Genomic DNA, 18,754 nt, shown 5'->3' with positions numbered 1-18,754 from the left:
TCACCTGCAGGTTTTATGGTAAAATTAGGCTTGGGCAAGAGATTCATAGGTCACACCCAATCTATTGAAAAGCAGGTGAACCGTAATGAAAATCAGAACGCTGGAATTGTTCAAGGTTCCGCCACGTTGGCTTTTTCTGAAAATAACAACCGATGACGGATTGGTCGGTTGGGGAGAGCCGGTCGTCGAAGGACGAGCGGATACCGTAAAAACGGCCGTGGAAGAGTTGAGCACGTATCTCATAGGGCAAAATCCGCTGCGGATCGAGGATCTTTGGCAGGTGATGTACCGGGGAGGATTTTACCGCGGAGGTCCGATTCTTACAAGTGCCCTGTCAGGCATAGAGCAGGCCTTATGGGATATTAAGGGAAAATATTATAACGCCCCGGTATATGAGCTGTTGGGAGGAGCATGCCGCGACCGGATTCGCGTCTATAATTGGATCGGCGGCGACCGCCCTAGCGATGTGAAGGAAGCTGCCCTCAAGCAGATCGAAGCCGGGTTTACGGCGGTAAAAATGAATGCTACGGAGGAGCTGCACTTCATTGATTCATTTGATAAAGTGCAGGAGGTGCTGGACCGGTTCGCTGCGGTTCGAGAGGCCGGAGGCGCTCGGTTCGGCATCGGCATTGATTTTCACGGACGGGTACATAAAGCAATGGCCAAGATTTTGGCCAAGGAGCTTGAGCCCTACCGGCCCATGTTTATAGAAGAGCCTGTCCTCCCTGAGAATAATGAGGCGCTTAAGGAAATCGCCAAATATACGTCGGCGCCTATTGCTACAGGAGAGCGCATGTATACGCGCTGGGGCTTCAAGGATTTGCTGCAGCAGGGTATCGTCGATATCATCCAGCCGGATGTGTCCCATGCCGGGGGAATTCTGGAGACGCGTAAAATCGCGGCCATGGCTGAAGCTTACGATATTGCGCTGGCGCCGCACTGCCCGCTCGGGCCGATTGCATTGGCGGCTTGCCTGCAGGTAGATGCCTGCTCTCCTAACGCTTTCATTCAGGAACAAAGTCTCGGCATTCATTACAATCAGGGCAGCGATTTGCTGGATTATCTCCTAGACCCCAAAACCTTCGATTACAAGGACGGCTTCGTATCGATTCCTCAAGGCCCGGGACTCGGGGTGGAGGTGAACGAAGAGAAGGTCCGCGAAATGGCCCGAATCGGTCACGATTGGAAAAATCCGGTCTGGCGACATGAGGATGGTACGGTTGCTGAATGGTAGACTGGTAAGCGATTACAGATAATGTCATCGATTCAACTTCATCCATAAGGAGTGAGCTTGGAGTGAAAACGTACGAGATTGCTGTGATTCCCGGTGACGGTATTGGGAAAGAGGTTGTGCCCGCTGCAACGGAAGTGCTGGACGCCGTGGCAGAAGTACATGGAGGGATCTCATTCAAGTACTCCCACTTTCCATGGAGCTGTGATTATTACGAGCAGCATGGCCAAATGATGCCGGATGACGGACTGGACATCCTGCAAAATTATGAAGCGATATTTCTTGGCGCCGTAGGAGATCCCGGACGCGTACCGGATCATGTATCGTTATGGGGGCTGTTGATCAAAATTCGGCGGGAGTTCGAGCAGGTGATTAACATTCGGCCGGCGAAATATTTTCGCGGTCTCGCTTCACCGCTTCTTAATCCGAACGATTTTGACCTCTTGGTCGTCAGAGAAAATAGCGAGGGCGAGTACAGCGAGATCGGTGGACGTATCCACAAGGGAGATGACGAAATCGCGATTCAGAACGCGGTGTTCACGCGAAAAGGAACCGAACGCGCCATCCGGTATGCGTTCGAATTGGCGCAGAAACGAAGGGGCCACGTAACCAGCGCCACCAAGTCCAACGGAATTGTATACTCCATGCCGTTTTGGGACCAGGTGTTTCAAGAGGTCAGCCAATCGTATCCGCATGTACAGACAGCATCCGTTCATATTGATGCGCTGTCCGCCTTCTTCGTTACGAAGCCGCATACATTTGATGTCATTGCAGCCAGCAATCTGTTCGGAGACATTCTTACGGATATCGGGGCCGCGATTATGGGCAGTATCGGTATTGCTCCCGCCGCCAATATCAATCTGAACGGCAAGTATCCGTCCATGTTCGAGCCGGTTCATGGCTCGGCTCCGGACATCGCGGGGCAAGGCATCGCCAACCCGATCGGCCAAATCTGGACGGCGAAGATGATGCTGGATCACCTGGGGCATCAAGAAATGGGCCAGCATCTATTGAAGGTCGTGGAGGATGTGACACAGTCCGGAGTGAAGACCAAGGATATTGGCGGCAGCTCCACAACGAAGCAAGTCACACACGAAATCATTAACAGATTGAAGCGTTGAGTTGGGTGCGGGTGTCCGCATGAACCCGAACGACGCTAAAGCAGGAGGAAGCTGATGTCGGAACACTTCATGTATGTATTTCCCTGCGATCCGCTCTTGCCGAAGCCGGATTTGCAGGAGCTGCAGCGGGAGCTGCTGCGTTACGGCTTCTGGAAGGAGCCGAAGGGCAATTGCATTGCCGAGACGACGCTTTGGGAGCTCTGGCAAAGCATCGTGGTGCAGGAGCATGGGCTGACTTCCTATGCTGCAGGCATTCCTTTTCCGGATCCGCTGGATCTGCGTACCTTCATCGACGGCCTCAAGCAGGCAGGGATTGTGCCGCATTCCTACTATTTCGCTCATGACCGCAGAAGGGGGCGTACTCCGGCGGGCTATTACGATGGCGATGCGCTCAGCGTACCGGTTCTGATCCAGGAGCTGCGTGACAATGGATGGGTTTCGGAGCGTTTTACGTTTGATTCCCCAACCCGCTTCGTCCCCGGTCCTCTATATTATTCCTTTTGCTTCGGCGAGCAGCTTGAGCCCGTCGGCTTTTATGACGAGCATCATACATTGATCCGGTACGGGGAATGCAAGGGGCTTTGGTTTGAAGATTACGGGGATACCCTTACCGTCCATGCAGGGGAAAACTTCTGCGAGCCTGTCACCAGGGACGGCGGGAAAGAGGTGGCCGATTGGTCCTCATTTATTGAAGCGTGGGTGGATAATCCTTCGGCAACCTGGCAGGACCCCGATACAGGCAAGTCCTACGGGTTGTGGGATCTGGACTTTCAACATACGCTCGGAGCGGGCGATTGCGCGCTTGTCATCGACCAGCCGGGCCTGCTGAGCGGGGAGAGAACGGCTGAGCTGCTGAGCCGCTTGAGCGGACAGCGCTTCGGTTACTCTCTATGTCATTTATAGCTGTACTAGATGACAAGCTTTTCCGTCGAACCGGAAGAGCTTGTTCTGTTATAATGCTAGCGTAACCCAGTAGAATGAGCTAGAAAAAATAGCAGACAAGCCTCGCGCGATTCTGGTAAATTCCATTGTTTATTTGCGCTGGAAATTATAAAATAGCTGTAGCCAAAATGATCGGGGGAGGAGAGATTCCGTGAGCGTGAAAATACAAGAAATTCCTCGATTCATATTTGATGAACTGCTAGTTCTTATTGGGGAGAAAACAAGGGAACGGCTTCTTAAGCTGATCCACAAGGACGAAGAAGATAGTGATGCCGCTCTATCGATTGAAAACTACATCCGCAACATTATGAATAATATTTTCTTTAATGACGATGATGTAGTCGATTTGCTGGAGATCAAGTCTACCTATCACAGACGGCGCCAGCTGACGAAAAAAAACTGGTATAAGCAGCTGAAAAAAGAGGTAGAGAGCAAAAACAATACCAGTATTCACGAGGAACGGGAAGTGCTGCTGCAATTCCTCGACAGCAAAAGCGCCGATGCGGGCTTTAAAGAAATGCTCAAAAATATTAAAGATGAATCCAGCTTCGTACAAAACCGGCTGGCAGAGATCGAAGCCTGGGCCAATGATACCGAGACCCGCCTTACGGATTACCCTTATCTGGAATCCAAGCAGCAATACCAGATTGAGAAAGCATTTGAGAACGATCTTGTGTATATCATCGCTGATTTTTTGAAGAATGCGCCCCGCAACTGGATTACCCACCGCTTTAAGGATTTAATTGATAATCCGATTTTTGCCGACGGGAAAGCCAAATTAAAAGGAAACGTGCTGTTCGATTCCGAGCAAAAGGCAACCATCATTTATGATGACTATAAAATGAGCGACAACCGGGTGCTCCGCTCCTTCATCTCCATCGAAGAGAACGAGGAAGTGCAGCTGGATAAAATGTTCTTGCTCGACGAAACGGATTCAGAGATCCTGGAGCATATCATCGAGCACCGGTCGGAACGGTTTTACACGGACAAAACCATCGCATTCGATATCCGTCCGCTGCTGACGCGAATCTACGGGAATACCAGTCAGAAGGCCTACGATTTAATTACAAAGCGATTGCAAAAAATCGGCCGCTTCAGTCTGGAAGGAAGAACGACAGGACCTAATAAAGAGACCAAAACGACCTTCCTGTACAACTTATTTGAATATGTCATCGTTTCGAAGGAAGATGCGACAGGCCGGCGGTATGCCGAGATCAAGTTCTCGGACACGCTCCACCAGCAGTTCATTACGAAGCAAACGGTACAAATCTACAGTCACTTTATTCACCGTCTGGAGAACCGGCTGTCCAAGATTTTAATCTATGCTTTTCAGAAGGAGCGTCTCGATGCTTATCTGCAAGGACGCAAAATGAAGCAAAATTTTGAGTACAGCTTCTTCTCCGACCGGATTCGCTTCCGTTCCAAACGCATTGACAGCAACCTGAAGCAAATTGATGCTTCCCTCCAGGAATTTAAAGAAGCCAACATCTTAATAAATGATTATAAGAGGGTAGGGAACGGGTTTGAAATCATCCTGACCCCTGTAACGGAATCGGAAAAAGCCGACTTTTTTACAGCGGGGTCTACTCCGTCACTCATTCAATAGCATTTTACTTTTTACAATATTGACGTACTTTATCAATGTAAAAAGTGAGGGGATGCCCCAGGGCATGCCCTCTTTTTTTATCTTTTTACGATTTTTGCGTCCAGTTTTTAAGAAAGTAGCGTACCTAGCTTTTGCTTTTTACCAAAATCACGTACCGAAAATATGCTTTTTACCATATTAGCGTACCGTTTCATGAGCTTTTTACTAAATAAGCGTACCCTTTAAAACGCTTTCCTCCCGCTGTTTAGGCACCGAATAGAGAAAACGGGGCCCCAAAAGCTATATTTTTTACGAAAATCGCGTACCTTATTATCATTTTTACCGAAAACACGTACTTCAACTTTGGTTTTTACAAGAATCACGTACCATACTTCGCTATATTTTTTTATCAAATGGCTATAAAGAAATAGATTCCGCGCTATATAAGGTGCGATTCGGTTTTTACCAAATACGCGTACTCGGCTTCCGCCTTGAAATCATACGTTTTTTACAATATACGCGTACTCTATGAACCCTTACATGATATTACCAAGGTTGCTATAATGGATCTTGTCGAATACTGTGTTATCCACATGTGGATAAATATTATTTTTATGATACCAACATAAAAATACCAGCATAAAAGAAAAAAAGCCTCCACATACCATGGAAGCTTTACAAAATGGAATGCTACCAACATTCCATTTCACACCGAGCACTACCAATGCTCAGGTTTCAAAGAAAGACAAGCCGGAATCGATCCCTGCCGCTACCAACGATAAAGATCGAATCCACATGCATTCAGCTTCTATAGCTTTCTGAAAAAATCAGAAGGTATAGAGGCCTATTTAACTATTGCCTTTTCTACTATTCTACCAAAACTCTTCATAAAAATCTATGAGGCAGGGAAGGCAATTTGTGAACGACGGACAAAGGAGGTTTTCCCTGCTTGAAACAGCTTGCATTCTTAAATAATCCAAAGGGCAGGGTCCACCTCCAGCCAACCCATCCTGTAGCAGTCAGTTACCGGTTCTTCCATGCCTTCAAACGAATTGAGGAACAGTACGACTATAACCGGGATCAATTTCAAATCCGAAGAGACGGCCGTGGCAGGCTGCTTCATCATATAACCAAATCCGATATTCAGCTCTTTATTACCGTCCAGACGGTTTTCAATACGAAGGGGAAGCTGGACTTTTGCAACCGCAACCGGATTTATCAAAAGCAGGCGGAATTATTTGAAGAGCCGGTTACGAACGATCAGTTCTATGTTTCTTTTCAAAAATTCGTAGAGCACGGCTTGCTTCAGCTTGTGAAGGATGAAATCACGGGGACCTATCATTACACGCTAAACGAATATCTTCAAGACGATACGGAAACGATCGGCTATTATTTCCTGCTGCCTCCTGCGGTGTTTACCCAAGCTTTTTACAAGCTTCCTTTGGCTGCCCAAAAATGGTATTTGGAAGGTGCCGCGCAGCAAAACGACAACCCCTCCAAGGTGCTGGAAAAAAATTTGCGCGCCGACGGAAAAGACGGAGGGCTTTACAGCTATTTGCATAAAACGAATCTCAATCAGATCCAGCAATTGTTGGATGTATTAACCCGTACGCCGGTATGGGACGGGCAGCCTTTGTTCGCGCCGAACTCCATAATCAAGCCCAATTCTACCGGCTATTACAAAGCCTCTTATGCCATCAATCCCTATTTTATTATCCCGAAGCAAAAGGGTACTCTCTATCATGAAGTGATTAAGCCGAAGAAGACTTACCGACGGGTGGCCTCGTTCATTAAAGCTCAGCTAAGCAGGCTGGGGATCGGCGAGCTCGAGGAGCATAATGAGGGTCAAACGATCATCCAGCTCGTCAATATTTTGAAGAAAAAGAGCCATTCCTTCATACGCTATGTACTGCTCAAAATAAAAGAGCTGCACAGCAAGCATCTGGTTTTTCCTGTGGACTTTATCCGCTTTATAAAGGAAGAGGTTCACAATAAAGGCATGGCCATTTATTTGGATATCGCCAAGAAAACAGGGATTTATTCGTTCATTGCTCCAAAAAGCCTGGACGACTGGAATCGGCGCTCCACCGAGTTTACGGCGGCGATGAGCCGGTTCGATCTCAACACCTTCCGCAAGCTCTGCCAGGCGGCCAAGCCTATTCTTGTCCGGCAATACAGCCGTATGCCCGTACTGAGTCCGGTCGGTTATAAACGGGGGAATGAACAGCTGGAGCGATGGATGGGAAGAGCAGCGGCGGAAGACATTCATACCTATGCTTATCAGCTGCAGGTAGACCTCCGGGAGTACCGAATGTTAGAAGAGAGAGCTCTCCAGAAGCTGCATCGAGAAGCTCCTCATGAAGTAAAGCAATGGATGCTGGACGAAATCCGGCAATTGCCGAAATGGGAGCCTATCCCCGATGTTCCTCACGGCTTCAAAGTGGAGGAGCTCTTAGCACAACTTTATAGTCCGAGTCACTAGCTCTCTTTTTTTCAAAATCATGAAGAAAGAGGGCTGTTCGTGCTTCACTTGCTGTCTGGACAACTTAGGGTCCGGACTTTTTTTATTTCCAGGCCCATCTAATATTTATTCACTTCGGCTTACTTAAGCATTCGAACCGTAGGAAAAGAGGGCATCATCAATCCCTTTGAATATAAAAACAGATAAACGGATGAGGATATCCTGCGTCATAGGAGTATCTAAAATAACCAGAGCTCCATGGATGAGGGACCTGCAATATAAAAACAGAATATCTTCTTGGGAGAAGTTGTACACAGGGGATAACCATCGGAAATCATAGGTAATCCATCGCGATTCGGTGGATAAATTGTCTATTCGTTTTGTTGTATAATAATTCATCTGTTTTCTTCTCGCCATTAGATAAAAGGTTCTGTTTTCGTCTAGTTATCCACGATTTCTTCTGTATTTGCCTGCAAAAATCGCTTCCATCGCTTGGTGTAAAGGGGTTTCTGGACTCCATAAGAGATTTTATTATTTAAGAGATGGTTATTAGTAAGAGTATAAGAAGACCGGATTCATACGAATTTGGATTTCTTACAGGTTGAAATGATCCGGAGTGCTGTGATACAATGCATGTAAATTAATGACAGGAGTTGAAACGGATGATTAAGTAATTTTCTTGCTGCTAAGTATACTAATGCCACCGTACGAGCGATGGTTTATTAGTTATTGGCGAGAAAGTTACTTATCCTTTCAACTCAATCGATATCTCCTTATCTAGCCCTGCGATCGGGTTGGATTTGTTGTATGCATTTGAGCTGCGGGAAGGGTAACTTTCTTGCAGCTTTTTATTTTGGGCATACAGGAGGATGATCCATTTATGTCATTAATCCAAATTAGTCATCTGACGTTTGCGTATGAGGGTACCTACGATAACATATTTGAGAATGTAAGCTTACAAATAGACACGAACTGGAAATTGGGGTTTACAGGAAGAAACGGCAGGGGCAAGACGACGTTTTTAAACCTGTTACTGGGCAAATACGAATACACCGGACGTATCTCGGCTAATGTAAGCTTTGACTATTTCCCGTTTCATGTGGGGGATAAGGAGCAGAACACCCTCGATATCGTCAGTGACATCTATCCCGACTATCAGCATTGGGAGCTGGTACGTGAGCTTTCCCTGTTGAAGGTTTCGGAGGATGTGTTATATCGTTCCTTTGCCTCCTTGTCGAACGGCGAGCAGACGAAGGTTTTGCTGGCGGCCTTGTTTCTTAAGGAGAATAGCTTCCTGCTCATTGACGAACCGACTAACCATCTGGATATGCACGCCAGAAAGCTTGTCAGCGATTATCTTCAAACCAAAAGCGGGTTTATTCTCGTATCGCATGACAGATCGTTTCTGGATAACTGCGTCGATCATATTCTTTCCATCAACAAAACCAGCATAGAGATTCAAAAAGGGAATTTCACCGATTGGTGGGAAAACAAGCAGAGGCAGGACCAATACGAGCTTGCGGAGAACGAGAAGTTAAGAAAAGACATCAAACGGTTGTCCGACGCGGCAAGACGCACCAGCCACTGGTCGGATGAGGTGGAGAAGACGAAAAACGGCACCCGTAATTCCGGCTCCAAGGTAGATAAAGGCTATGTCGGCCACAAAGCTGCCAAAATGATGAAACGCTCCAAGTCCATCGAGCAGAGACAGCAAGCGGCCATAGAGGAAAGATCCCAGCTGCTGAAAAATATCGAAAGCTCCGACAGCTTAAAGCTCTCTCAGCTTGCCTATCACAAAAACCAGCTCGTCGAACTGGAGCATGTATCGATTTATTACGGGGAGAGCGTGGCTTGCCAGGATATCAGCTTCACGATCGAGCAAGGAGAACGAATTGCTCTTTCCGGTCCGAACGGCTCCGGTAAATCAAGCATTATCAAGCTGATCTGCGGCGAACCTATGGATTATTCCGGCACCTTCCGTAAGGGAAGCCAGCTTGCCATATCTTATGTTTCTCAGGATACTTCCCACTTAAAGGGCAATTTGTCGGACTACGCCAGAACCCACGGGATTGACGAGAGTCTGTTTAAATCGATCTTGAGGAAGCTGGATTTCTCCAGAATCCAATTCGAAAAGGATATGTCGGCCTTTAGCGGGGGCCAGAAGAAGAAGGTGCTGATAGCCAAAAGTCTGTGTGAGAAGGTTCATTTGCACATCTGGGACGAACCGCTTAATTTCATTGATGTCATCTCACGCATGCAAATCGAAGAGCTGCTGCTGGAGCACGCGCCTACCATTCTATTCGTAGAGCATGACAGGGAATTTTGCAGCCATATCGCCACCAAGACTATAGAGCTCTAAATGGAAGGAGTCCGTCAGGAATGACGGGCTCCTTTGCAGTAAGGCTTCCTCATGCCTGGAAGACGTGAGTCCAAGCTTTTAACAGCAAAGTTGTTAGTAATGTACAAAAACATCTTTAGATAGGACATTCCCATCTAATGGGATTGTACTACAATAGGAATGGTGGAAAGCGCATACAATAGCGGCTATCATTTTGTACAGGAGGAGTGTGTTCTAAAATGACAAGGAAGGTCGACGCAGCAGCTATACCTTATCGCGAGCTTGTCTGCCGTGCAGACTTGCATTATGAGCATACCGTAAAGCGAAGTGAAGGCGGACTGCCATTAGGCAACGGCAGAATGGGAAGCCTTCTGTGGACATCACCGTCTGCATTGAAATTCCAGGTCAACCGGGCGGATGTATACGCTAATGATTGTCATACGAGCAGCTTTAATCAAAGGCACATGGATTATGCCTATGGATGCGCCTTTGTGGATATTGATTTTGTCGATTATGGGGATGACGTATTTAAGGATGGGAGTATTAGGCAGCATCTGAGCGTATATGAGGGTACCGCAACGATTCAGGGAAAGGGGGTCAAGGCAGAAGCATTTGCCTCTGCTCACCAGGATGCCTTCGGTATCCGAGTGGTTGACGAGAGGGTGGACCCCCAGGGGATCAACATTAAGCTGAAAATGCTGCGTCCTGCGGAGGTCGTCACCAAGAATCATTCGGCTGTATCGACCCTGAGCATGGCGGGTGACCTGATCGTACTCAAGCAGGTGTTTCGGGAAGGAGGCTATCACTGCAGCTCTGCCGTTGTGATCGGGATTCATGGGCGGGAAGCCAGAGCGCGGATGAACGACGAATTGGGAGGACGGGAGCCGGTCCAGCAATACCGGAAGAGTCAGGTTATCGGCCAGCCTAATGAGACTGAGATGCGCCTATGTGTGAAGCCCGGTCGGGGAGCATTCGAAATATTCATCGGCAGCGCTGCCAGCTTTGACGAAGCGGAGGATGTCATTGCTGCGGCTGCAGGACAAGTACAGCAGGCAATGCAAACAGGATACGACCGTTTGCTGCAGGAGCATAAAGTCTGGTGGAACCGGTTTTGGGAAACCTCCTATATCCGCTTAAGCAGCGAAGACGGTGCAGCAGAACGGATAGAACTTCACTACACCTATTATTTGTACTTGATGGCGTCCAACTCCAGGGGATCGAAGTACCCGCCGAATTTTGGAGGGATGCTGCTCAGTCCCCGCGGAGATCTTAGGCATTGGGGTGCCATGCACTGGTGGAACAATATGAATCTGTATTATAACGCCGTGCTTCCGTCTGGGCACTATGAACTGTTTCAGCCATATTTCCATATGTATTCGGGGATGTATGATTCATGTGCCAAAGCGGCGGAGCAGCAGTGGGGAAGCCAGGGCATCTATATTCCTGAAGTGGTCACCTTTAACGGAATGGAGGAGCTGCCCGAGGATATCGCGGAGGAGATGAGGGAGCTTTACCTGCTCCGGAAGCCATGGGATCAAATGTCCGACCGATTCCGGGCATTCGCCGACACCAAGCGGCCTCACGAAAGCCGCTGGAACTGGAGATATCTCGAGAAGTATGTGAACGGCCAATTTGAGTATGTAGAGCGCGGCTTCGGCCCTTACGGCTTTACGACCCATATGTTCGGCACCCAAGCCGGGATTGCCTATCATTACTGGCTGTACTACGAATATACCCAAGATGAAGCCTGGCTGCGGGAGCGGGCTTATCCTATCATCAAAGGGACCGCCGAGTTTTTCCGCCATTTTCCTCATTTGCAGAAGGATGAGGACGGAACCTATCACATGTATCATACGACTAGTGATGAAAAATATTATGACGGTACCGATACGATGGATTCCATGGCGGCGATGCATACGATCTTTCCGATTTTGCTGAAGGCCGCGGAGCTATTGAACGTGGATGAGGAACTGAGACCGGTTTGGCAGGAGCTGTATGACAACCTTGCTCCTCTGCCGCGAAGCGACCATCCCGATGCCGTGTTAAGAACCGGGGAGGGTGAGCCGGCTGTTTGGGTCGGAGCCATCGGGCCGGTGCTGGATAACAAGAGCCATATCGATTTGAAGCCGGGACGTTTTGGCGATCTATCCTCGCTTGAGACCGCGCATGAAGATCCGGACATGTTTGAAACCACTATGGCTACGATCAAGTACTACGAGAATACTATCGGCCAGGATTGGAGCCGGGCGGCACATGAAATGTCAGGGACTGGACGGGTGCTTGCACACTTGGGTCTGGCGGAGCCCTTTAAGCAGGTGACATTGGCACAATTGGACTGCGTCAACGCGGAGCGGGATTATTGCTATTTTGCAGATACAGGCAGGGTGAAGCACTTTGAGAATCGGCTAACCGTTCGTGAGGGAGTTAATTGCATTAGCATCCAACGGTTAGGGAATGCCGCGGCGGCCTTACAAGCGGCGCTTTGCCAAAGTCTGCCGGCCGGACCGGGCAAGGACCCTGTGATTCGTCTCTTCCCCGCATGCCCCGCGGATTGGGAAGCGGATTTCTCCTTATGGTGCCGCGGAGGCTTTAATGTAACCTCCTCCATACGCCGCGGAAACGTAGCGTTTGTGCATCTTCGATCGACGCTCGGAGGAACCTGCCGTATTAGAAATCCTTGGGGTGAAGCTGCGGTCACCTTAGCTTATAAGGGGGGGCAGACGGTGACGCTGGAAGGCTCGCTCTTGATTTTCGAAACCAGGCAGGGCGATGAAGTCGAATTGCTTCCGACATAAGTTTAGCTGCCAAGAAGCGCGCGCGATTTTATCATATCAACATAAAATTTATAAGATTATAACACTAGGCTGCCTGTAGAATCGGGCGGCTTTTTTTCTGTCCTCCGACAAGTTTGGTTTGGAGCATAATGGGAGCTAATCATGGAAAAATAACTGCATTGGGTTCGACTCAGGATTTCTCATCAGTTTTTCATATTAGTGATCTATACTGGATGGACAGAGGAAGGAGGAACGCACAATGAGGGAGTTCCTGTTGGCATTCATTCAGCATTATGGCTATGCAGCCGTTCTGCTGTCCATGGCTTTAGGTATTATAGGCTTGCCGATCCCTATTGAATTTCTGCTCTTGTTCGCCGGGTCGATAACAGCCCAGACTCATCTGTCGATGGAGGGCATTATCGCCTTTGCCTGGATAGGTACTGTATTGGGTATGCTCACGAATTATACGCTAGGACGCTATGTTGGCCTCCTTAGAATAAGCCGGGTCACACGATGGATTCATCTTACAGAGGACAAATGGAACCGATGGTCGGCGAAATACGAAACGCTGGGGCCGATTTTCATCGTCAGCGGCTTTTTTGTAGTTGGTTTGCGTCATCTTGCTCCTTTTATTGCCGGAGCGGGACGAATGCGGCTTGCTTCGTTCCTTGGTGCGACCCTTCTCGGCAGCCTTGGCTTCGTCGGCATGTTTACTTTTGCAGGCCAGAGACTGGGGCAGTATTGGCATTCTTTGCTCAAGCTCGCCCATCATCCCCTTCCGGTAGCACTGTTCCTGCTGCTTCTTGGCGCTGCCGTAATCTGTTACAAAACCTCCGTCTTTAAGGTAAAGCCGGTCAAGAATAAAAGAGCTTAAGGCATTTGGATGCCGATGGCCACATCGAATGAAGATGCAAAGGAAGAGCTGAAGGATGAAGAAAGTGCTGCTTATTGAAGATGAGAAAAATCTGGCGATGTTTATCGAGCTGGAGCTTCAGCACGAAGCTTTTTCCGTTACGGTTGCTAACGACGGGCGGGAGGGAGTAGAGCTGGCGCTGGGTCAGGAATGGGACATGATCCTCCTTGATATTATGCTGCCTGGCTTGGATGGTCTGGAAGTATGCCGCCGGGTCCGCTCCGTCAAAAATACGCCGATTATTATGTTAACCGCTAGAGATAGCGTTGTTGACCGGGTATCGGGGCTGGATAGCGGTGCCGATGATTATATTCCGAAGCCTTTTGCGATCGAGGAATTGCTGGCCCGGATGCGTTCATTGCTTCGCAGAGTAGATATGGCGGATGAGCCTGAAGCCCGGCAGCTGATTTCCTTCGACGATATCGTGGTCGATTTGGAAGCGCGGCGAGTAATGAGAGGAGACGAACCGATCGAGCTGACGAAGCGGGAGTTCGATCTGCTCGCTATTTTCGTTCAAAACCCGAACATTGTGATGAGCCGCGACGTGCTGTTAGAGAAGGTATGGGGGTTTGATTCTGAAGTGGAGACGAACGTGGTGGATGTATATGTCCGTTATTTGAGAAATAAGCTGGACCCGAACGGGAGGAACCGTTTTATCGAAACTGTACGGGGAATCGGATATGTGATGAGATGATGAGAACGATTCGGCAATGGATTTCCGGGCTGACTATCAGGTGGAAAATGGTGCTATGGTCTTCGTTTATGCTTATCGTCTTATTCACGGCGTACAATTTTGCCCAGTATGCGGCCGTTCATCAATGGATGGTCAAGCAGGAGAAAGCCTCCATTCAAAAAACGATGGCCCAGCTGGTGGACTATTTTCAGGAAAAAGGTCCGCTCAATGAAAATAAAATCAGCAACAGCATCTACTTTTTGGAAAAGCTGAATGAGAAGAATCAATTGATCCGAATTCTCAATCGGCAAGGAGATCCCATCGTAACCGTGACTGACCAGCTGCCCGAATCCTATGTGACTCCTGAAACGACGGATCGGGACATCCTTCTTAGCGCCTGGCATTTTGAGGATCACCTTCTGGTTATGCGAAGTCCGCTGATTTCCGGTGATTTTCGCGGTACGATTGAAATCGTAAACAATTTGGAGACGTTTGATCAATTTTCGGCCATGATTTTTTGGGTGATGATCTTGGCGGGCTGCAGCTCCGTTCTGTTAAGTGCGCTTGGCGGCTATCTATTGGTTAACCAATTTCTCAAACCGGTGCAGTCATTGGCTGACGCCATACGAAATGTGAAACAAAAAGGACTTCACGAGCGGGTTGAGCAGCATCAAGCAAAGGACGAGCTGAGCCGGCTTGCCGCATTATTCAATGATCTGATGAGTGAATTGGAAACCTCCTTCAAGCAGCAAAAACAGTTCGTCGAGGATGCTTCCCACGAGCTGCGCACTCCGATCGCTATTATGAAGGGTCATCTCTCTCTGCTCGACCGCTGGGGAAAAAACGACCCCGAGATTCTCGACAAATCGTTAATGGCTTCGCTGCAAGAACTGCATAGGCTGGAAGGGATCGTACAAGAGCTGCTTACCCTTACCCGTTCGGAAAACGAGCTTCCTTCGGAGGAGATAGCATGGCTGAAGCCGGTACGCTTGCTGGAGCGGACAGTCAAGCGATTTGCGGTACTCCATCCCGAAAAGCAGTTTGTAATCGAGCTTGGTTCGATAAGCGATGAGATCATGATCAAGGTAGTGCCGCAGCATTTGGAGCAAGTGCTGCTTATTCTGCTAGACAATGCTGTGAAATATTCCGCCTATGGCACGACGATCACCTTACATGGCAGGATACAAGACGACAGCATGCTCGTGGAAGTCCGCGATCAGGGAATGGGGATTCCTTCGGAGGAATTGCCTCACGTGTTCGACCGGTTTTATCGGGTGGACAAGGCAAGAAGCCGGGAGCAGGGCGGGACAGGCTTAGGCCTGGCGATTGCCAAGCGCCTGGTGGAGCGTAACGGCGGTGGGATTACGATAGACAGCCGGGAGAAGGAAGGAACCGCGGTCACCCTGTCGTTTCCGTTAGTTGTTCCTATAAGTGAAGGATAACGGGGGGAATGAAGATTGCTGATCGGGAAACCATAAAGGCAATGATTGCCTGAATGAGGTGAACCTGTCTATGAAACAGCAGCCGTCAACCCGTACGCGGCTTATTAGTGTGATTAGTATCGTGCTTATCCTTGCAGTTATCGCCTTTTATTTATATTTGCTGCATATTGGGGCAGCGCAGCGCATGCTTAGATCGATCCGCCAAATGGGGGTGCCAGGAATTCTCATTGGCGTCGTTATTCAAACGATAGTCAATATTTTGCCGGTCCCCGGAGAGTTCACCTCGATCGTCCTGATGGAAATTTACGGCCCGGTATGGGGCGGTGTCTATTCCTGGGTCGGCGGGCTTTTGGGGGCTATTGGCGCTATGTATTTGGCGAAGTGGATCACCAGACCCTTCTTTGGGCAGCTGGCGCGTCCCTTCCTGGATAAAGTGAAGGAGCTGTTACATAAGCAGGAAACCTTCGGACTGCTGCTCCTCAGGTTTGTTCCGCTGGTACCGTATCATCTGGTGAATTATACTGCGGGGCTATTACAGGTGAAGCTATGGGTTTTTATATGGACAACGGCCGTAGGCATCCTACCCTATACCATTGCCGTGAGCAGCCTTTACGCCGGCGTCAGGCAGGGCTCGTTAAAATGGGGGATTATCGGAGGCGTTGTATTTGTTGCACTCTATGCCATCGGTCTCTATGTCAAAAAAAGAAAGGAAACCGTATGATTCCTTCCATTATCGAATCGGCCCCCTCCAAGCTATGGCACACATTACCATCCTGCGGGTCCCAAGTTTCTCATTAAAATCTCATTTTACTAAACTATACTTAACGAGCGGAAGGAGGGAGATACATAAGAGAGGTTATCTGCCGGTACTGACTCGGTACAATATCATGCGGCAGTTGGGAAGACGCGATCGCAGGATGATGGAAGAGAATGTACATTCTCCGCTCTGCTCTACTGAAAACCATGATATCTAGTGAGGAGATGAATGAATGAAGAAAATCATGTCGCTTATGGTGGCCGCCGCTTTGATGTTTAGTTCTCTGGGAACGGTTTCAGCAACAGCAGCAACAGCTACCTCGCAGCAATCCGTAACTGCACAGCAGAAGAAGCTCATTGAAGTAGGGAAAACGCAGCTGGGAGTCCCTTGGAAATATGGAACGATGAAGCCGGGCGTTGGTTTCGATTGCTCGAATTTTACCGCTTGGGTATACAACAAAGCGCTTGGCATTAAGTTCAGCAGCTCATCCAGACAGCAGCGTTACACGACCTCGTTAGGTACTCCGGTTCCCATCGATAAACATAATAAATTCAAAAATCTGAAGGTCGGCGACCTGCTGTTCTTCGCTAATTCGGAGGATGCAGGCGGCGGCGCTCATGTAGGTCTGTACGCGGGAGAAATTAACGGCAAGCACTATGTCCTTCAGGAAGGCGGAGGACGAGGCAAAGTCACCTTTGAGCCGATGGAAGGAACATGGTTTGCCAACAAGCTGGTGTACGCCAAAAGAATTCTTCATAGCTAAAAATTGCCGACAATCTCATTTGCAAGAAGTTAACAATCAAATAGGATCAATGAAGACGAGGTTGCCGGTCAGGATCGGCAGCCTTGTCGGCGTTTCTGTGAATAATAAGAGAGCGAACAGGTACTGGTACGTACCTCATGTTCGCTCTTCTTTTTGCGATTGGCTTGCCGGCTACATGCCGGCAAGTGCGTAGCGAATGACAAGCCACAGCCCTATGCCGACCAGCACCAAACGAAACACATCCTCCGCGCGGGACCCTGTGTCAATAGCCAGAAACTTGGGCAGCAGCCGGATTTTTTTGCGGATGGGCCATAGCAGCGCGACTCCTTGCTCGTTAAATAAATCGATGAATGGATGGGAGGCATAAGCTAATAAGAATGTCCAATAATACAACGGGTTCGTAGGCTCTGCCGCAAGCGCTAGCAATGCCATGAACAGAATGGAATGTGTCAAGGTACGGTGATGAATATGCAAGGCTTTTAACAAGGCGGATAGCGGAAAAAATAATTTGGCCATAACCGATCCCGGCTTGTCGATATCGGCAAGGGGACCTGCAAAGCAGCCCAGAAGGACGGCTCCGGCCGTCTCCCATGACCATAGCGGAATATGGAAGTACTGCAGCACGCATTCCGCGGCTACGACTCCCGCTACTCCATGTGTTCGTTGAAGCATGATGATTAACCCTCCGATTCAGTTCTAAGATGTCAGACTGGCGTACATACGTTCGTATAACCAACCCAGAATATCATAAAACAGCGGAGGGCGCATCGTTCTCTAGACTTAGTTTTTCTAAAGATAACTTGATCTGAGGATTATCCGTTGATTTGGCTGACCGATAGATACTTGCTCCATTCCGTCCCGTTCATCTGGTACAGCTGATTCAATAGTTCCGTTTGGAACGTCCCGGGCTTGTCAGCTGCGGAGGCTTGAACCGCGGCATCTGCTGCCGCGCTGTAGAAGGATAATGCGGAGACCGCAGCGAGCATATAATCAGGTTCCACAGCTGCGAATGCACCGATGATGGAAGTCAGCAGGCAGCCTGTTCCCGTAACCCGAGTCAGCAGCGGTGTCCCCCCGCTGATCTTATAGGTGGCACTGCCGTTGCTGACATAATCATCTGCGCCCGTAACGACAACGATACAACCGAAAGCTTGCGCAGCACGCATCGCGAGCGAGCCGATATCCTCGGTCGTTTCTCCCGCAGCGTCAACGCCCTTGATATTCCACGCTTCGCCGATGACGTTGGCGATCTCTGCGGCATTCCCGCGCAGGATGGATACCTTGAGCTCCTTCATGATCCGGCGGGATGTTTCCGTCCGGTAAGGAGTGGCTCCGGCGCCAACGGGGTCAAAAATAACCGGAACCTGATGCTCGTTCGCGGAACGTCCCGCTATGAGCATAGCTTCCACCACCGTCTCGTCCAAGGTTCCGATGTTCAGCACCAATGCCCCGGCTATGCGGGCCATATCTGCGACTTCTTCTTTGGCGTAAGCCATAACAGGGGAAGCCCCCAAGGCCAGCAGGCCGTTTGCCGTAAACTGGGTTACGACCACATTCGTAATATTGTGTACCAAAGGACTGGAGGCTCTCACCTTGTCCAAGGTATGGATTATGTTCTGCTTGTCCATTGATTTGATCTCCTTATCTTTCCCAATCCCGATGAGGTACATCGGATCGCGGGATTTTGCATGGGGGTGTTGGAACTCTTTATCTATTTTAACATTAACGAATACCGATGTGCGAAGAACTTGAAA

General features: G+C 49.0%; 14 protein-coding genes. 12 read left to right on the top strand and 2 right to left on the bottom strand.

Annotated features, from left to right (window positions below):
- Nucleotides 1–85: 85 nt before the first annotated feature.
- From dgoD to B1728_RS14795, 12 genes are all read left to right on the top strand, one after another.
- Nucleotides 86–1,234: a galactonate dehydratase gene (gene dgoD, locus B1728_RS14855; protein ID WP_079910999.1), complete on the top strand. Its 1,149-nt coding sequence runs from the start codon at nt 86–88 to the stop codon at nt 1,232–1,234.
- Between the two features lie 62 nt (nt 1,235–1,296).
- Complete coding sequence (locus tag B1728_RS14850; protein WP_079910998.1) at nt 1,297–2,352, top strand: tartrate dehydrogenase; 1,056 nt, start codon at nt 1,297–1,299, stop codon at nt 2,350–2,352.
- A gap of 54 nt (nt 2,353–2,406) precedes the next feature.
- Nucleotides 2,407–3,255, top strand: a complete 849-nt coding sequence (locus tag B1728_RS14845; RefSeq protein ID WP_079910997.1) for a hypothetical protein — start codon at nt 2,407–2,409, stop codon at nt 3,253–3,255.
- Between the two features lie 190 nt (nt 3,256–3,445).
- Nucleotides 3,446–4,900, top strand: coding sequence for a hypothetical protein (locus tag B1728_RS14840; protein ID WP_079910996.1), 1,455 nt, complete (start codon nt 3,446–3,448; stop codon nt 4,898–4,900).
- 928 nt (nt 4,901–5,828) lie between these two features.
- Nucleotides 5,829–7,361, top strand: coding sequence for a hypothetical protein (locus tag B1728_RS14835; RefSeq protein ID WP_079910995.1), 1,533 nt, complete (start codon nt 5,829–5,831; stop codon nt 7,359–7,361).
- Nucleotides 7,362–8,220: 859 nt separating this feature from the next.
- Nucleotides 8,221–9,699 carry an Lsa family ABC-F type ribosomal protection protein gene (locus B1728_RS14825; protein WP_079910993.1) on the top strand — a complete coding sequence of 493 codons (1,479 nt, stop codon included), beginning with the start codon at nt 8,221–8,223 and terminating at the stop codon, nt 9,697–9,699.
- 218 nt (nt 9,700–9,917) lie between these two features.
- Nucleotides 9,918–12,473 (top strand): glycosyl hydrolase family 95 catalytic domain-containing protein, encoded by a 2,556-nt coding sequence (locus B1728_RS14820; RefSeq protein WP_079910992.1) that lies wholly within the window; start codon nt 9,918–9,920, stop codon nt 12,471–12,473.
- 238 nt (nt 12,474–12,711) lie between these two features.
- On the top strand, nt 12,712–13,326 hold the full coding sequence (locus B1728_RS14815; protein WP_079910991.1) for a DedA family protein: 615 nt from the start codon (nt 12,712–12,714) through the stop codon (nt 13,324–13,326).
- 55 nt (nt 13,327–13,381) lie between these two features.
- Nucleotides 13,382–14,059 (top strand): response regulator transcription factor, encoded by a 678-nt coding sequence (locus B1728_RS14810; RefSeq protein ID WP_079910990.1) that lies wholly within the window; start codon nt 13,382–13,384, stop codon nt 14,057–14,059.
- A complete protein-coding gene (locus B1728_RS14805) occupies nt 14,056–15,480 on the top strand; it encodes a HAMP domain-containing sensor histidine kinase (protein ID WP_306293527.1) in 1,425 nt (474 codons plus the stop codon). The genes B1728_RS14810 and B1728_RS14805 overlap by 4 nt, the downstream gene beginning before the upstream one ends.
- A 70-nt stretch (nt 15,481–15,550) precedes the next feature.
- The gene (locus B1728_RS14800) at nt 15,551–16,201 is read left to right on the top strand and encodes a TVP38/TMEM64 family protein (RefSeq protein ID WP_079910989.1); all 651 of its coding nucleotides are present in this window, start codon (nt 15,551–15,553) and stop codon (nt 16,199–16,201) included.
- 268 nt (nt 16,202–16,469) lie between these two features.
- On the top strand, nt 16,470–17,000 hold the full coding sequence (locus tag B1728_RS14795) for a C40 family peptidase (RefSeq protein ID WP_079910988.1): 531 nt from the start codon (nt 16,470–16,472) through the stop codon (nt 16,998–17,000).
- A gap of 171 nt (nt 17,001–17,171) precedes the next feature.
- On the opposite strand, the gene B1728_RS14790 is transcribed toward B1728_RS14795, so the two are convergent.
- The gene (locus B1728_RS14790) at nt 17,172–17,672 is read right to left on the bottom strand and encodes a metal-dependent hydrolase (RefSeq protein ID WP_079910987.1); all 501 of its coding nucleotides are present in this window, start codon (nt 17,670–17,672) and stop codon (nt 17,172–17,174) included.
- Between the two features lie 140 nt (nt 17,673–17,812).
- Nucleotides 17,813–18,628 (bottom strand): hydroxyethylthiazole kinase, encoded by an 816-nt coding sequence (thiM, locus tag B1728_RS14785; RefSeq protein ID WP_079910986.1) that lies wholly within the window; start codon nt 18,626–18,628, stop codon nt 17,813–17,815.
- Nucleotides 18,629–18,754 lie beyond the last annotated feature (126 nt).

It is taken from the genome of Paenibacillus sp. 32352, assembly GCF_002042965.1.
In the GTDB taxonomy this organism is placed as follows: domain Bacteria; phylum Bacillota; class Bacilli; order Paenibacillales; family NBRC-103111; genus Paenibacillus_S; species Paenibacillus_S vulneris.
This window is presented reverse-complemented; position numbering and strand designations above follow the sequence as displayed.

Excerpts from the sequence above, each read along its gene's own strand:
- dgoD (WP_079910999.1), top strand. The coding sequence starts at position 86 with ATGAAAATCAGAACGCTGGAATTGTTCAAGGTTCCGCCACGTTGGCTT.
- B1728_RS14845 (WP_079910997.1), top strand. The coding sequence starts at position 2,407 with ATGTCGGAACACTTCATGTATGTATTTCCCTGCGATCCGCTCTTGCCG.
- B1728_RS14825 (WP_079910993.1), top strand. The coding sequence starts at position 8,221 with ATGTCATTAATCCAAATTAGTCATCTGACGTTTGCGTATGAGGGTACC.
- B1728_RS14820 (WP_079910992.1), top strand. The coding sequence starts at position 9,918 with ATGACAAGGAAGGTCGACGCAGCAGCTATACCTTATCGCGAGCTTGTC.
- B1728_RS14815 (WP_079910991.1), top strand. The coding sequence starts at position 12,712 with ATGAGGGAGTTCCTGTTGGCATTCATTCAGCATTATGGCTATGCAGCC.
- B1728_RS14810 (WP_079910990.1), top strand. The coding sequence starts at position 13,382 with ATGAAGAAAGTGCTGCTTATTGAAGATGAGAAAAATCTGGCGATGTTT.
- B1728_RS14805 (WP_306293527.1), top strand. The coding sequence starts at position 14,056 with ATGATGAGAACGATTCGGCAATGGATTTCCGGGCTGACTATCAGGTGG.
- B1728_RS14800 (WP_079910989.1), top strand. The coding sequence starts at position 15,551 with ATGAAACAGCAGCCGTCAACCCGTACGCGGCTTATTAGTGTGATTAGT.
- B1728_RS14795 (WP_079910988.1), top strand. The coding sequence starts at position 16,470 with ATGAAGAAAATCATGTCGCTTATGGTGGCCGCCGCTTTGATGTTTAGT.
- B1728_RS14790 (WP_079910987.1), bottom strand. The coding sequence starts at position 17,672 with ATGCTTCAACGAACACATGGAGTAGCGGGAGTCGTAGCCGCGGAATGC.
- thiM (WP_079910986.1), bottom strand. The coding sequence starts at position 18,628 with ATGGACAAGCAGAACATAATCCATACCTTGGACAAGGTGAGAGCCTCC.